The following is a 15,222-nucleotide window of genomic DNA, read 5'->3' as shown; positions in this document are numbered from 1 at the left end:
TTTGTTCGCTCTTATTCACGATACACTAACGTGTATTTTTGTTGCCTTTTTAAGTGACAACCAACTTTGTCCGAAAGTACTTTCTACTCTCTGGTTTACGGGTTCCTTAATTCGTTACGTTGTTTAATTTTCAAGGTCCTGTGTTGCGCGTCACATTCTGTCGAATTGTGAGCGCGCTTTTTATAATATCACGCTATCTTTGGTTTGTCAACAACTTTTTTTGAGTTATTGATTTGCCTTGTATTCCCTGTGTAAGAATGCCTTGAATGCGATCTTGTTTTCCCCGCCCGAAGGCAGGAGTTTAAGAATATCATAACATTTGATCGTTGTCAACTCTTTTTTCGCAAAATTTTTGAAATTTTTCATGAGTTCAAGTAATTCATTAACTCTCCATACCGTTCTTTCATCAGGGCATATCCGTGCATATAAAAGTCCATCGTTTTTTTTCGATTCTGCTCCAGACGGGATATCGCTTTGATTTCCGGCCGGAGAACGAAAATTGTTCCCTCCTTTTCCAGCTTTTCAACAAGCATCATTTCTTGATTATAGTATTTCCACCGATTCCCAATTAATCTTTTCAGTTCGGGGTATTCATCATATTTTTTATTTGATAAAGAGGTTATGAATTTGCTTTCCTTTTTTCGATATCCTTTGTTTTTTGTTAAAATTACAATATGTTTTTTATACCCCCGCTCTATTGCACGCTCGACGGGAATGGAATCCGACATTCCTCCGTCCAAATAGGGGACGCCGTTAATATAAACCAGATCGCACAAAAAGGGCATACTGCTTGAAGCCCGCAGAATATTTAAAAAGGCAGCCCGGTCCTGGCTCGCTTTCATATACTCCGCTTTTCCTGTTACACAATTCGTTACCACTACCTCGCATTCCATGTCCGAAGCATAAAAAGTGTCAAAATCGAAAGGGATCCGTTTAAGCGGGAATTCGTGAAAAGCAATATCCATATCATACACCGGTTTACGATGAACGATGTTTCCAATTCTTATGTATTTATCTTCCTTCCGGGAAGGGATAAAACAGTCCCTGCTTCGATGAATCTGCTTCGACACATAATCCACCGCATTGCAGGCTCCCGCTGAAACGCCCACAACGTATTTTGTGTAAAAATCCTGCTCCATAAGAAAATCCAGCGCACCCGATGTAAACACGCCTTTGATCGCGCCGCCTTCCAAAACCATACTGCAATTTGCCAAGCCCACTTTTATCAACCTCGATTCCCTATAATCGAATCTCCTATTATTTTTAAATCTTATTTTCTATTTTCATATCATTATAAATCAATTTCAGAAAGCAACACAATATATTTATCCAGAAAATAATCTTATTCTTAAATAAAGCCGTACCAGTTACATGCTCAAAAAGAAATATACCGGCCATTCGCAAGCGCTGCCAAGTCCGACTTGTAATGATACAACTTGTACATACAAATATTGCGGTTTATTTTAAAAATTATCAAATTTATATTGACAACTTTAGGCATTTAAGTTATATTGTTAATATAAACAGCCTTAATCGCAAAGATAAACTGTACATTTTGTTATATTTCCGCTAAAATAGCGGTTTTATAAAAAGTTGTATTAATAACATGTAAGGAGCGAGAGAGTAATGAAAAGGATGAAAAGACTGACGTCAATTGTTCTTACGGCATGCATGTTTCTGCTGACTGCAGCGTGCGGCTCAGGGGCAAGCACATCAACGGCGGCAAATGCCCAGTCGCCTTCCCAGCAAGCACAGGGTTCCGCGGCAGGCCAGAAGGTCGGCGTAGCAATGCCAACCAAATCCTCCGAACGATGGATTCGCGACGGGAACAATATGAAGGAACAGCTTGAGAAGCTGGGCTACACCGTTGATTTGCAGTATGCGGAAGACGATGTTCAGGCACAGGTTTCGCAAATTGAAAACATGATTACAGGCGGCGCCAAATGCCTCGTAATTGCCTCCATCGATTCCAGCGCCCTGGTAAATGTCCTTGCGGAGGCAAAGAAGAACAACATTCCGGTTATCGCATATGACCGTCTGCTAATGGACACCGACGCGGTTTCCTATTATGCAACCTTCGATAACAAAGGCGTTGGTACTTTGATCGGCAAATTCATAGAAGAAAAAATGGGCCTGAAGGAAGGCAAAGGGCCCTACAATATTGAACTTTTCGCAGGTTCCCCCGACGATAACAACGCGCATTTCCTAAACGCCGGCGCCATGGAAGTTCTTAAGCCCTACATAGACAACGGGAAGCTCAAGGTCCTTTCCGGGCAGACGGAATTTGATAAAATCTGCACCCTCCGCTGGTCACAGGAAACAGCTCAGAAAAGAATGGAAGACATTTTGTCCGGTTATTACAGCACCGGCAAAAACGTAGACATCGTGTTGAGCCCGTTCGACGGTATTTCCTATGGTATCGCGGCCGCTTTGGAAGGCGCGGGCTACAAGGTCGGCACAAAATGGCCTGTCATCACCGGGCAGGATGCGGAAACAATGGCGATAAAGAACATTAAGTCCGGTAAACAAACCATGACCGTATTTAAAGACACACGCGTTCTTGCCGCAAAGTGCGTTACGATGGTTCAGGCCGTTATGGAAGGCAAAAAGCCGGAAATTAATGATGAGAAATCCTACAACAACGGCAAGCTGGTTGTTCCGTCCTACCTTTGCAAACCGGTCGCAATCACCAAAGACAATATCCAAAAGGAATTGATTGATTCCAACTATTATAAGGAATCAGATATTTCCTGATTCGTTTGAAGCTCAAAACTTGGGCGGCAGTTTATGCTGCCGCCCAACCGATTACTATACAGGAGCGAGGTGCGTAGCATGGCTGATGTCATCCTGGAAATGAAGCATATCACAAAGGAATTTTCCGGGGTAAAGGCCTTGGACGATGTAAATTTTACGGTGGAAAGAGGTGAGGTTCACGCCCTTTGCGGGGAAAACGGAGCGGGAAAATCCACCCTGATGAACATTCTGTCCGCCGTTTACCCGTACGGCGAATATTCCGGTGAAATTATTTACAATGGCGAGGAATGCAAATTCCGCGACATCCGGGACAGCGAGCGCAAAGGCATTGTTATTATCCATCAGGAGCTTGCTTTAAGCCCGTATCTTTCGATCGCAGAAAACGTGTTTCTGGGCAATGAAATTACAAATATAAAAAACGTGATCGATTGGAGCAAAACCAGGAAAAAGGCAAAGGAAATCCTCGAAAAAGTCGGGCTGCCGGACGAAAATGTGAACCTGCCCGTCAATAAGCTGAGCGTCGGCAAACAGCAGTTGGTTGAAATTGCGAAAGCGCTGGCAAAAAAAGTGGAGCTGCTTATTCTGGACGAACCCACGGCTTCACTGAATGATGAGGACAGCAAAAAGCTTCTCAATATTATACTGGGCTTAAAAGAGCGCGGCATTACCTGCATTATGATTTCCCATAAGCTGAATGAACTGAGTCAAGTAGCGGACAGCATCACCGTCATCCGCGACGGCAAAACAATTGAAACCCTGAAAAAAGGAAGGGACGATCTGAACGAAGACCGGATTATAAAGGGCATGGTCGGCCGTGAACTGACAAACCGCTATCCTCCCCGCGAAAGCAAGCCGGGGGATATTGCGTTCGAGGTGAAGAATTGGACGGTGCACCATCCGGACGACCCCAAGCGCGTCGTGCTCAAAGATGTAAACTTCTATGTTAGAAAAGGTGAAGTGGTTGGTTTTGCGGGACTAATGGGCGCGGGACGCACGGAGCTTGCCATGAGCATTTTCGGCAAATCGTACGGAAGCAACCTTTTCGGGGAGCTTTATAAAGACGGAAAAAAGATCGTTTTACGCGATGTTCAGGACGCCATCCGCAACGGAATTGCCTATGCTTCGGAGGATCGTAAGGATTGCGGCTTGGTGCTGATCAACGATGTCCGCTGGAATATGACGCTTTCCAGCCTGCGCGACCGTTTTTCCCGGCATTGCGTCATTGACAAAAACGAAGAAATCCTGGCAGCCGAAGAATACCGGAAAAAGCTCAACATTAAGACGCATTCCATCAAACAGATTACGGGTTCACTTTCCGGCGGAAATCAGCAGAAAGTGGTTCTTTCCAAATGGATTCTTGCCAACCCCGACATCTTGATTTTGGATGAACCAACGCGGGGAATTGATGTAGGTGCAAAATATGAAATTTACGAAATCATCAACGACCTTGCGAAAGCGGGAAAGGCAGTCATCTTTATTTCTTCCGAAATGCCGGAGCTTCTCGGCGTTTGCGACCGGATTTATGTCCTGAATCAGGGCGAAATAGCGGGCGAACTGGAAAAGGAAGATTTTTCTCAGGAAATGATCATGAAAATCATAATGTCACACACCAGAAGGGAGAAGCAGGCGATATGAATTCTAGTCTTGAAAAGAAAAGATCCGGGAGTACGAACATCAAGCAATACGGAATGCTGATTGCTCTCATTGTCATCTATTTCATTTTTAATCTGCTATCAGGCGGAAAAAATGTCAGCCCAATGAATATCAACAATCTGATCATGCAGAACAGCTATGTTGTTATCCTTGCGGTCGGCATGCTGCTGTGTGTGTTAACCGGCAACGTCGACCTTTCCGTCGGCTCCGTGGTTGCCTTTACCGGCGCCGCATGCGCCATCATGGTTTTAGACTTACATATCCCTACTCCCGCCGCGTTTTTCGGGATCCTCGTAAGCGGACTGCTAATTGGCGCTTGGCAGGGTTTCTTTATCGCCTATCTGAAGGTACCGGCATTCGTTGTCACACTTGCAAACATGCTGATTTTCCGCGGGCTGACCATGGTTATCCTCGGCGGTCAGACAAAGGGCCCGCTGCCTACGGAATATGTGCAGATCGGGGCGGGCTATCTGCCGGAAATTTACACCAATATCGGCGGGCAGAAAATCGAACTGCTTTCCATATTGGCCGGAATTGTCACATCCCTGATTGTCATTTATCTTGAAATCCGCTCTGTCAACAAGAAAAAATCCTACGGATTTGAAGTTCCTGCCGCATGGCAGGAAGTTCTGAAGCTCGCCATCATTGTTTTAATTATTAATTTCTTTACCATTAAGCTTGCCTTTTACAACGGCCTGCCGGTTGTGCTTGCGCTGATGCTGGTACTGATTATTATTTACACATTCATTACCAACAACACGGTTCCGGGCCGCCAGATTTACGCCGTTGGCGGAAACGAAAAAGCGGCAAGGCTTTCCGGCATCAAAACCCAGCGCGTGATGTTCTGGATTTACGTAAGCATGGGGCTTATGAGTGCGTTGGCCGGCATTGTCCTTTCCGCGAGAAACGCCTCCGCTACACCGAAAGCGGGCGACGGTTTTGAGCTTGACGCAATTGCATCCTGTTACATAGGCGGTGCGGCCGCGCTCGGCGGAAGCGGCACAATCATCGGCGCGGTAGTCGGTGCTCTCATTATGGGCGTGCTGAACAACGGCATGTCGCTGATCGGCTGGTCCGTTGATATCCAGCGCGTTGTGAAGGGACTGGTCCTTCTGGGTGCTGTAACAATCGACCTTCTTTCAAAGAAAAAGGCTTCCTGATACGGCCGATAGTGCTGCTTAAGATGTATTGACAATGTATAAAATATTCATGTATCATGGTTTCAAAAGTAACGCTTTACGCTAGAAGGAGAGGCAGCACTGAATGGAAATGCCGAAATATATGACTCTGGTCACCTGGATCAAAAAGAAAATCGAATCGGGAGAACTAAAATACGGTGAAAAGGTGTATTCCGAAAACGAACTGAGCGCCATGTTCCATATCAGCCGGCAGACGGTTCGGCAGGCAATCAATATTCTGGCTCAGGACAAATACCTTGAAAGCAGGCAGGGCAGCGGTACCTATGTCGTTTTCAACACAACGGTCAAACGGGAACCGACCAAGACGATCGGTGTAGTGACCACTTATGTTCGCGCATACATTTTTCCGCAGATTATCCGTGGAATTGAAGATGTGTTGACAAAGAATGGGTATTCCATGCAGCTTGCATTCACGCACAACAAGATTCAGAATGAAAGCCGGGTGCTGCGCTCCATGCTGGAAAAGGGCATGGACGGAATGATCATTGAGCCGACCCAAAGCGGCCTGCCAAATCCAAACTTTAAAATTTATGAAGAAATCCAGCGACAAAGAATACCGGTAATATTTATCAACAGCGGCTATCCGGGCATGAAAATCCCCCATGTGTCCCTGAATGACCGCGCGGCCGGGCTGCTCGCCACAGAATATCTGATCCGCGCCGGGCACAAGCGGATTGCGGGTATTTTTAAGTCGGACGACCATCAGGGGCATCTACGCTACGCCGGATACCTGGATGCCCTGTTGAAAGCAGGGTATGAAATCCATGATGAAAACGTGTTTTGGTATTCCACACAGGATGTCCCCGATTTTTCGAAGTTTGAGCAAATTATCCTGCGGCGCATAGAGGGCTGCACCGGGCTGCTGTGCTACAATGACGAGGTCGGCATGCGGATTGTGGAGATTATGAAAAGGAACGGTATTGCGATCCCGGAGGACCTGTCGCTGATAAGCATTGACAATTCGGATCTCGCAGCTCTTTGCGAGGTGCCACTCACCTCGGTCGCACATCCCATGAATGTTTTAGGAGAAACCGCCGCACAAAACCTGCTGCGCCTGATTCAGGACCATACATTTAAGGCTACGGTTGATTTTGAACCGAAAATTGTAGAGCGCAAGTCCGTAAGAGTGCTTGAATAGGTATCAGAAAGGGCTGAAAGGCCTTTCTGTTTTCGGCAAAGTTGTACGTACATTTTTTTAGGATTGGAGGATGTTGTAATGGCAAAATATACAATTGGAATTGATTATGGTACGCTTTCCGGTCGAGCGGTTTTGGTGGACGCCAGGAGCGGAAACGAACTTGCTTCTTCCGTTTACGAGTATCCCCACGGGGTAATGGATAAAACCCTGCCGGACGGAACGCCGCTCGGCCACGACTGGGCACTACAGGATCCGCAGGATTACCTGGACGTGCTGGCGCATACCATTCCAGCCGTTCTGAAAGAATCCGGCGTATCCCCGGACGATGTGATCGGAATCGGAACCGACTTTACGGCCTGCACGGTTCTTCCGGTAAAGGCGGACGGAACGCCGCTGAGCTTTCTTTCGGAATACAAAAGCCGCCCGCACGCCTATGTAAAGCTTTGGAAGCACCATGCCGCGCAGGATCAGGCAAACCGGCTGAATAAAATTGCAGAGGAAAGGAACGAACCGTGGTTGAAAAACTACGGCGGAAAAATTTCTTCGGAATGGACGATTCCGAAAATCTGGCAAATCGTTGAAGAGGACCCAGAGATATACGACGCGATGGATCGGTTCATCGAAGCAGCGGACTGGATTATCTGGCAACTTTGCGGAAAAGAAACGCGCAACTCCTGCACCGCAGGCTATAAGGAAATCTGGAACAGGCGCACGGGTTTCCCCACTAACGACTTTTTTAAGGCGCTTCATCCGAAGCTTGAACATGTGGTGGACGAAAAGCTTTCCCGCGACATCCTCCCGCTTGGCAAAAGGGCGGGTACGTTGACCCCGGCAGCGGCAAAGCTGACCGGTCTGAAAGAGGGCACCGCAGTTGCTGTGGGAAATGTTGACGCGCATGTGTGCGTGCCCGCAGTCGGAATCGACGGGCCTGCCAAAATGCTTGCGATTATAGGCACCTCCACATGCCATATTATGATGGGGGAAGATGAACGCCAGGTGCCTGGTATGTGCGGCGTGGTGGAAGACGGCGTCATGCCGGGCTATTTCGGCTACGAGGCCGGGCAGTCCTGCGTGGGGGACCATTTCGCATGGTTTATCAACAACTGCCTGCCGGCTTCCTATTATGAGGAAGCAAAACGGCAAAAGAAAAATATCCATCAGTACCTGCGGGAAAAGGCGGAAAAACTGCGTCCCGGGGAAAGCGGACTGCTCGCGCTGGATTGGTGGAACGGAAACCGCTCCGTTTTGGTCGACGTTGATTTAAGCGGCATGATGCTAGGAATGACGCTTCAAACCAAACCGGAGGAAATTTACCGCGCACTAATTGAGGCAACCGCCTACGGCACGCGTATGATCATTGAAAATTACCGCGCCCATGGCGTTCCGGTGGAAGAATTTTTCGCCTCCGGCGGAATTTCCCAAAAAGACCCCATGACCATGCAAATTTATGCGGATGTGATTAAGATGCCCGTAAAAATCGCAGGTTCGCTTCAAGGCCCCGCGCTTGGCTCCGCGATTTTTGCTTCCGTCGCGGCGGGTAAGGAAGCCGGCGGCTACGATAGTGTATTTGAAGCAGCCCGCGCAATGGGAAAAATCAAAGATACCGTCTATTATCCGATTCCGGAAAATTCGGAGCGGTACGATGCGCTTTTTAAGGAATACCGCATTCTGCACGACTATTTTGGGCGCGGCGAAAATGATGTAATGAAGCGCTTGAAAGCCATAAAGAAGAACTAGCGGTTCGAAATTAGAAATCGGAGGATACATATGTCAACTTTAAAAAAATATGAATTCTGGTTCGTGGTTGGAAGCCAAGACCTTTACGGGGAAAATGTGCTGAAAACCGTTGACCGGCATTCGCAAATCATGATAGACGAATGGAATACAGATCCATCCATTCCCTGCACACTGGTTTTTAAGCCTGTGGTGCGCAATTCCGAAGAAATCTGCAAGGTTATTGCAGAGGCAAACAATGCCCCCCGGTGCGCGGGAATTATCACCTGGATGCATACCTTTTCCCCGTCAAAAATGTGGATCCGCGGGTTTTCGGCCCTGCAAAAGCCGCTGCTCCACCTCAACACACAGTTCAACCGCGACATCCCGTGGGACGATATTGATATGGATTTCATGAATCTGAACCAATCCGCCCACGGCGACAGAGAACATGGCTTCATCCTTGCGCGCATGCGCATTGCGCAAAAGGTGATTTCCGGCTACTGGAAGGACCCGGTAATGCGAGAACGCATGGGGCGCTGGATGCGCGCGGCGGTCGGCGCATTTGAGAGCCGCAGGCTTCGCGTGCTCCGCATTAGCGACAATATGCGCGAAGTGGCCGTAACAGAAGGCGACAAGGTGGAAGCGCACATCAAATTTGGCTGGCAGGTTGACCATTACGGCGTCGGCGATATCATCCGTATGGTGGATGCCGTTACTGAAGAGGAAATCGACGCCCAGATGAAGGCGTACATGGAAGTTTACGATATGGCAACGGATAACCTCGAATCTGTACGTTATCAGGCACGGGAAGAAGTCGCGCTTCGGAAGTTTATGGAAGAAGGAAAGTTTGGCGCCTTTCATACCAATTTTCAGGATTTGCAGCAGCTTCGCCAACTGCCCGGCCTTGCCGCACAGGACCTGATGCGCCTGGGATATGGCTTTGCCGGGGAAGGCGACTGGAAGACCGCCGCGCTTTGCCGCATTATAAAGCTCATGACGGCCGACTGCCAGGGTGGTACGGCATTTATGGAGGATTATACCTACAACTTTGACCCGGAATGCGCAATGAATATGGGCGCCCATATGCTTGAGGTATGCCCATCGATTGCCGCGGATCGCCCAAAAATCAAGGTGGTTCCGCTGGGTATCGGCGACCGCGAAGACCCGGCGCGTCTTACCTTCAAGGCGAAAGCCGGCCCGGCGGTGCTTGCAACAATTATCGATATGGGCGATCGGTTCCGTATGATTGTCAACGATGTGGAATGCCAGGAGCAGGTTCACGAAATGCCGAAGCTCCCGGTAGCCGCAGTCCTCTGGAAGCCGCTCCCGAACCTTGAAACCTCCGCGGAAGCGTGGATCTACGCGGGCGGCGCACATCATTCCGTCCTCAGCTATTCGATTACGGCAGAAGAACTGCGCAATTTTGCAGAAATCATGGATATTGAATTCATTCATATCGGTAAGGAAACCGAGATCAACGCGCTTTGCAAGGAACTTACATGGAACGAACTGGTCTGGAAGCTGAAAAAGTGATCCGAAAGGGATGAAAACAAATGCTGGAAGAATTGAAAGAACAGGTTTGTGAAGCGAACCGTCAGCTCCCCATCCACAATCTGGTGGTATTCACATGGGGGAATGTTTCGGGAATCGAGCGAAAATCCGGACTGTTTGTAATTAAACCCTCCGGTGTGGAATACGACAAGCTTCGGCCGAAGGATATGGTTGTTGTGAATTTGGACGGTGAAAAAGTGGAGGGCGACCTGAACCCATCCTCTGACACACCGACACACTGCGTCCTGTACAAAAACTTTGCTGCGGCAGGCGGAATTGTCCACACCCATTCTCGCTGGGCGACAATTTGGGCGCAGATGGGGAAGCCTATTCCGGCTTACGGCACCACGCATGGCGACTATTTTTACGGGGCAATTCCCTGCACCCGGAAGATGACTCCGGAGGAAATCGCAGGCGCTTATGAAGCGGAAACCGGCAATGTGATTGTAGAAAGCTTCAAAGGGACGGATCCCGCTACGATTCCCGCCGTTCTGGTGAATTCTCACGGACCCTTTGCCTGGGGCAGGGATTGCTTTGAGGCGGTGCACAACTCCGTCGTATTGGAAGAACTGGCCATGATGGCCTGGCACACGCGGGTAATGACTGCGGGCTCGGATGAAGCAATGCAGCGCGAGCTGCTTAACAAGCATTTTTGGCGTAAACACGGCACGCACGCATATTACGGACAAAACACTTAACAAAAACCTCTTCCCTCTATTCACAGAGGCCATGGCGAATACGCCATGGCCCTCAATTTATTTTTATAAAACTATGTTCCAAGTTTGCAAAAATATAACTGTGCTTATAAGTCTAAAGGTTAATTGGCACATTAAATCTACATAACCATTTCCATCTGCCGAAAATGCCGGACCCCCCCTTTTTTCAAGCCTTTATCAAGGCATTGCCTAAGGCAAATTGGGCGTTGTTCATTTTTCCGCTCCCTCAAGATAATCCGCTGCGTTAAACAGACTGTTTTCAAATGTGATTTGTGGCAGAAAAGATTCCGGAAGATTAAAAAAATCTCCGTCACATGAAAATGCATCCCCTTGTATACTCTTTGGCCTGCTTTCGTAAGCGTATAAGCTTTCGTCTTTATCCCTTGCAAACCACGGATACCCGGCTTCGACACACAGCCGCATGAAAGCCCTTTCGTCTTCGGAAAACTGCGGTTGCCGGATGATTTTTAGTTCGCCGTTAATAATGTCTTCAAGGATGAAATGCAAAGCCTTTCCACAGCTACTGACGCCGTAAACATGACCATCTGCTCCGATTGCAAAAGTGCCGCTGCACCCGGAAATTTTAAACTTTTCCCCCACTTTCAGCGGGTTATCTTCTCCGCCGAGTATATAGCAAATACGGGGCAAATCAGGCTTGTAAAGATCAGAAAATTCGAAAATGGTATAGCCTTCTTCCTTGAAGTGTGAAATACTTGAAAATGTCAACCCTTCTTTTTCATCTGAAGGTCCAATGTAGTATACTGTGCTTTCCTTATATATCTCCCAATTACTTTTGCTGGAAGCTATCCCCTCACGACACCACTCTATTCCTCGCTTATCGCACTCGGTAAGGAACATTTCGGCTTCCTTTTCCGTCTTACAATGGACGGCGTTTTTGTTTCCAATCTTCTCCCAATCAAACATGATACTTGTCTCCTTTCTTCTTAGCCTTCGGCTGGGAAGAATATGTCCAACCGTAAAAGCCAGCTTGAAGTTTATCATGGTTCCAACCGGGTTACCATCCTTGCACAGCTTCTCGTATGAGTTTTAAAAAAATAATGCCATATTACCGGACAACTCTTGCAGTCATAGACCTCCGCAATTCACCCCGTGTAAATCAGATATAAAAGAGCAAAAAATAAGCCCCGCGCCAATAACGGCGAAGAGCTTATTGAATATGGAAAGTATTTAAACACACCAAAAATAAAGATGTTTCGATCCTGCTGTATGCGCTTACGAAGCCTAAGCGCTTCAGCAGGCTATATAAAGTCAAAAACATCAGCGAAAAAGACTCCGAAACGGTTTCCAACATGATTGTGAAATACATTCTAAATGATGCCGGCAAATAAAAACAAAACAAGCTAGGAACCGCATAATTCCTAGCTTTTGTTTGGTTGCGGAGGCAGGATTTGAACCTACGACCTTCGGGTTATGAGCCCGACGAGCTACCGGACTGCTCCACTCCGCGATATTTACTTGTGCATGCTTAATAAGCCAATCTGCACTACTTCGTTTAGAGCGCCTTAATATAATAGCATAGGTGCGCCTATATGTCAACACCTTTTTTAATATTTCCATCTGTAGAATTGTAGGACTACAATAGATGTTGGACAGTTAAAAAAATAAAGGCAGGAATGGATCCATCGGTTAAAATTGAGTTACCACACAAAATTCATCGAAAGGACATGCCATTCCTTCATGAACAGTATAACACAAGACATGAAGTATAGGCAACCCCTAATTCGCTATGTGGAAAAGTTTCGAGTTAGCCGCGCCAGTAGAAAATACCATAAGAGCCGTTCGTACAATTACTTCTGAAAAGCCCGGTACGATGGGACAATTGAATCTCTGGCGTGTCATTCTCGCCGGACACGGCAACATCCACATTGCCGAAACTGGTTCATAAGGTCTTGTTACTGTGCCCGTTCCGGCTGTTTGATTGCAGCGCCCGCTGGAAAGCGTCTATACCGTAGTCTTTTTGGATGCCATCCATTGTGTTGCTTCCATTCTACACCTCAATGAAGGTTTACACAAACTTCGGGACGGTCTCAAAATTGAAGACATCGCCATTTATACAGAGGTTCCCTAACGTCTTATAATAGACTGAGGAGGAACCCACCTTGAGATTCCTCCCCAAATCCATATGTTAATAACTGTAATGTATGTTTTGCTTGTATTCCTCATAGATCTTTCGGTTAAGCTCATCTCCGCCGTCTACATTCGCACTATAAAAAATCGGCGGGGTTTTCAGTCCTGCATCCACTAATGCCTGTGCAGTTGCCGCAACTATTGAGTTTAAAATGGATGCGCCAATTACGGTTGATGTCGGGCTTACTTTCTGTTTGATTCCCTTAATTGCAACACAGGCATCGCCCTTTTCGCCATGGTTATCAATGACGATATCACTCACTTCGTACAGTTTTTTCCCAGAGGGATGTCTGGATGTTACCGACTTTGAATAGCGAAGATTCGTAATGCAAATAACAGTAGTGTTCCGTTTTTTTGCCTCCAATGCCACTTCAATGGTAACCGGATTCCTGCCGGAAACGGAATGGACAATTAATACATCGCCTGCCCGCATTGGTGTTTTCTGCGCAAGGAGTGTACCGTAGCCGACCAGCCTTTCCATTTTGCTAGTGTGCGTAATGGGGAAAGTATCCAACATTACCTCTCTCCCAAAAATCGGGTTGATTACAACCAATCCTCCGGCGCGGTAGAACATCTCCTGCGTCAGGATTCCTGCATGGCTTGCACCAAAAACGTAGACTGCATGCTTTTCCAGTACTGCTTTTGTCAGCACCGCCACCGCATTTGCCATTGACGCCGATTCCTTCGTTTCTACTGCATCAATGAGCCGCCGGATTTCACTAAAATACTGAAATTGCATGATTAAAACACCGCCAGAAGTTTATCAATTAGATTCGCAATGATGCCGAAGAGCGAAAGATCGTTGCCTCCAAAAATCAGCATCCAATTCTGAATGGTACCGGAATACATTACAGCAGAAAACCCTACCAAGCCTACCATCACAACGGACGCAACAGCTGTCCCTACAATACATCCGCGCAGTCCTCCCTGTCCTTCGCCGATAACAGCCGCCGCGCCGCATTCAAAGAAAGAAGTGATGACCAGCGGAATCAGCATAAGATGAAACACATTTGTCATGTTGCAGATTAAAACAAGGATTGTCGATGTTATGATCGCAGTAACAAATCCGATCAGAACCGCATTCGGTTTATAGTTGAATATAATCGGACAGTCAAAGGCCGGAATCGCATTGGGAACAAGCTTATCCGAAATTCCCTTAAAGGCCGGAACAATCTGATTGATGAGCATGCGCACACCCTGCAGCATTACAATAAGTCCTGCGCCGAAGTTCAGCCCCTGATTAACAGCAGTCATAAACAAATTCTGGTCCTTCGCAACGGAAGAAGGAACCGCAAGGCCTACCGCAATAAACATAACAAATATCACAACCGCGCCGGTAATGGAAATCTCACGGAAAAAAGAAAGTCCCTTTGGCAGCGCCAAGCTTTCCGTAGATTTTTCCTTATTCCCTACTTTTCCCGCTACAAAGCCGGAAATCAGGCTTAAGATACCCGTTGGGTGACCCAATGTAAAGGATTCGTCGCCGGTAACCGCAAAAACATATTTACGAAGCAGCCATGGCATAACGGACCAGTAAAGAGCGGAAAATACCGCACTAATGCCGATCAGCGCCGGCCCTTTGAGCCCTGCTTCCACACCGGCGGCCACAAAGATGAACGGGAACCACCAAAGCATATGACCGGTTAGGAATATCGTCTTGACCGGGGTAAACCTTGCAATCAGCAAATGCAGGAGAAGGCCTATAAACATAGCCAGCCCGACATCGCCGCCGTAAGTGCCGGTAAACGTCACATCGTTCAGTCCTTCCGCGGTGCCGCTGCCGGCGCCGGAGAGTATCTGAAACGCGGAATTAATCGGCGATATGGAATTTACCAGCATACCCACGCCCGCATTTAAAATTAACATACCAAATGCCGCAAGAAGAGTTCCTTTTACAATTTCCGTAAATTGCTTTTTTTGTAAAATGAGACCAAGCATTGCAATCAACCCAAGCAAAACCGGTGGATTGCGCAAAATATTCGTTGTAATGAAATCCATCATGAATTATACCCCCTTCATATCACTCAAAAACTTTTCAAAAACTTCCTTTACTTCCGCTAAATCCATATACTTCTTTACACTATAAATGGGTACGGTACACGAGCCTTTCAATTCGCCGGCTAATTCTGCACTTGTGAAAATGGCGTCACATTGTGCCCCACGGGCTGAATTGATATCCGTTGTTTCCACCTCGCACGCAACATCCATCTGCTTGCAAACCCTGTCTAGGCTCATCTTTAAAATCATGGACGACCCGCAGCCAAAACCGCAAACTGCAAAAATTTTCATTTTTTACACCTCCTTAATCAATTCTTTTTAATGTTTTCGAAGGAAAGCCACGTTAAAA

12 protein-coding genes and 1 tRNA gene are annotated in these 15,222 nt (G+C 47.3%); 7 read left to right on the top strand and 6 right to left on the bottom strand.

Annotated elements, in window-relative coordinates; translation table 11 throughout:
* Window positions 1–362: 362 nt before the first annotated feature.
* Window positions 363–1,220 (bottom strand): patatin-like phospholipase family protein, encoded by an 858-nt coding sequence (locus tag P9B68_RS09550; RefSeq protein ID WP_330686119.1) that lies wholly within the window; start codon window positions 1,218–1,220, stop codon window positions 363–365.
* Between the two features lie 406 nt (window positions 1,221–1,626).
* On the opposite strand from P9B68_RS09550, the gene chvE reads away from it, so the two are divergent.
* The 7 genes from chvE (at window position 1,627) to P9B68_RS09515 (ending at window position 10,709) form a co-directional block, all read left to right on the top strand.
* Window positions 1,627–2,754, top strand: coding sequence for a multiple monosaccharide ABC transporter substrate-binding protein (gene chvE, locus P9B68_RS09545; RefSeq protein WP_135658199.1), 1,128 nt, complete (start codon window positions 1,627–1,629; stop codon window positions 2,752–2,754).
* Between the two features lie 78 nt (window positions 2,755–2,832).
* The gene (gene mmsA, locus P9B68_RS09540; protein ID WP_135658196.1) at window positions 2,833–4,389 is read left to right on the top strand and encodes a multiple monosaccharide ABC transporter ATP-binding protein; all 1,557 of its coding nucleotides are present in this window, start codon (window positions 2,833–2,835) and stop codon (window positions 4,387–4,389) included.
* Window positions 4,386–5,567, top strand: a complete 1,182-nt coding sequence (mmsB, locus tag P9B68_RS09535) for a multiple monosaccharide ABC transporter permease (protein ID WP_135658194.1) — start codon at window positions 4,386–4,388, stop codon at window positions 5,565–5,567. Before mmsA ends, mmsB begins: the two co-directional genes overlap by 4 nt.
* A gap of 103 nt (window positions 5,568–5,670) precedes the next feature.
* Complete coding sequence (locus P9B68_RS09530; RefSeq protein WP_135658192.1) at window positions 5,671–6,744, top strand: GntR family transcriptional regulator; 1,074 nt, start codon at window positions 5,671–5,673, stop codon at window positions 6,742–6,744.
* A 78-nt stretch (window positions 6,745–6,822) separates the two neighbouring features.
* Complete coding sequence (locus P9B68_RS09525; RefSeq protein ID WP_135658190.1) at window positions 6,823–8,481, top strand: ribulokinase; 1,659 nt, start codon at window positions 6,823–6,825, stop codon at window positions 8,479–8,481.
* A gap of 30 nt (window positions 8,482–8,511) precedes the next feature.
* On the top strand, window positions 8,512–9,993 hold the full coding sequence (araA, locus tag P9B68_RS09520) for an L-arabinose isomerase (RefSeq protein WP_135658187.1): 1,482 nt from the start codon (window positions 8,512–8,514) through the stop codon (window positions 9,991–9,993).
* 20 nt (window positions 9,994–10,013) lie between these two features.
* Entirely contained in the window at window positions 10,014–10,709 is a 696-nt protein-coding gene (locus tag P9B68_RS09515) for an L-ribulose-5-phosphate 4-epimerase (protein WP_135658180.1), read from the top strand.
* Window positions 10,710–10,937: 228 nt separating this feature from the next.
* Here the strand turns inward: P9B68_RS09515 and P9B68_RS09510 are convergent, their stop codons facing one another.
* The 5 genes from P9B68_RS09510 to P9B68_RS09490 all read right to left on the bottom strand — a co-directional run bounded on the left by P9B68_RS09510 (window position 10,938) and on the right by P9B68_RS09490 (window position 15,164).
* Entirely contained in the window at window positions 10,938–11,651 is a 714-nt protein-coding gene (locus tag P9B68_RS09510) for a hypothetical protein (protein WP_135658173.1), read from the bottom strand.
* Between the two features lie 467 nt (window positions 11,652–12,118).
* Window positions 12,119–12,195: transfer RNA gene (locus tag P9B68_RS09505), tRNA-Met, on the bottom strand.
* A 678-nt stretch (window positions 12,196–12,873) separates the two neighbouring features.
* Complete coding sequence (locus P9B68_RS09500; RefSeq protein WP_135658165.1) at window positions 12,874–13,614, bottom strand: sugar isomerase domain-containing protein; 741 nt, start codon at window positions 13,612–13,614, stop codon at window positions 12,874–12,876.
* Window positions 13,615–13,616: 2 nt separating this feature from the next.
* Window positions 13,617–14,876, bottom strand: coding sequence for a PTS ascorbate transporter subunit IIC (locus tag P9B68_RS09495; protein WP_243112932.1), 1,260 nt, complete (start codon window positions 14,874–14,876; stop codon window positions 13,617–13,619).
* Window positions 14,877–14,879: 3 nt separating this feature from the next.
* Window positions 14,880–15,164 (bottom strand): PTS sugar transporter subunit IIB, encoded by a 285-nt coding sequence (locus tag P9B68_RS09490; protein ID WP_135658159.1) that lies wholly within the window; start codon window positions 15,162–15,164, stop codon window positions 14,880–14,882.
* Window positions 15,165–15,222: the final 58 nt, after the last annotated feature.

Origin of the sequence: Caproiciproducens galactitolivorans (assembly GCF_029266045.1) — a bacterium.
Lineage (GTDB): Bacteria > Bacillota > Clostridia > Oscillospirales > Acutalibacteraceae > Caproiciproducens > Caproiciproducens galactitolivorans.
This window is presented reverse-complemented; position numbering and strand designations above follow the sequence as displayed.

What these genes read in the sequence shown, in the direction of transcription:
- mmsA (WP_135658196.1), top strand. Translation starts at nt 2,833, where the DNA reads ATGGCTGATGTCATCCTGGAAATGAAGCATATCACAAAGGAATTTTCC.
- P9B68_RS09490 (WP_135658159.1), bottom strand. Translation starts at nt 15,164, where the DNA reads ATGAAAATTTTTGCAGTTTGCGGTTTTGGCTGCGGGTCGTCCATGATT.
- P9B68_RS09530 (WP_135658192.1), top strand. Translation starts at nt 5,671, where the DNA reads ATGGAAATGCCGAAATATATGACTCTGGTCACCTGGATCAAAAAGAAA.
- araA (WP_135658187.1), top strand. Translation starts at nt 8,512, where the DNA reads ATGTCAACTTTAAAAAAATATGAATTCTGGTTCGTGGTTGGAAGCCAA.
- P9B68_RS09495 (WP_243112932.1), bottom strand. Translation starts at nt 14,876, where the DNA reads ATGATGGATTTCATTACAACGAATATTTTGCGCAATCCACCGGTTTTG.
- P9B68_RS09510 (WP_135658173.1), bottom strand. Translation starts at nt 11,651, where the DNA reads ATGTTTGATTGGGAGAAGATTGGAAACAAAAACGCCGTCCATTGTAAG.
- chvE (WP_135658199.1), top strand. Translation starts at nt 1,627, where the DNA reads ATGAAAAGGATGAAAAGACTGACGTCAATTGTTCTTACGGCATGCATG.
- P9B68_RS09515 (WP_135658180.1), top strand. Translation starts at nt 10,014, where the DNA reads ATGCTGGAAGAATTGAAAGAACAGGTTTGTGAAGCGAACCGTCAGCTC.
- P9B68_RS09500 (WP_135658165.1), bottom strand. Translation starts at nt 13,614, where the DNA reads ATGCAATTTCAGTATTTTAGTGAAATCCGGCGGCTCATTGATGCAGTA.
- mmsB (WP_135658194.1), top strand. Translation starts at nt 4,386, where the DNA reads ATGAATTCTAGTCTTGAAAAGAAAAGATCCGGGAGTACGAACATCAAG.
- P9B68_RS09525 (WP_135658190.1), top strand. Translation starts at nt 6,823, where the DNA reads ATGGCAAAATATACAATTGGAATTGATTATGGTACGCTTTCCGGTCGA.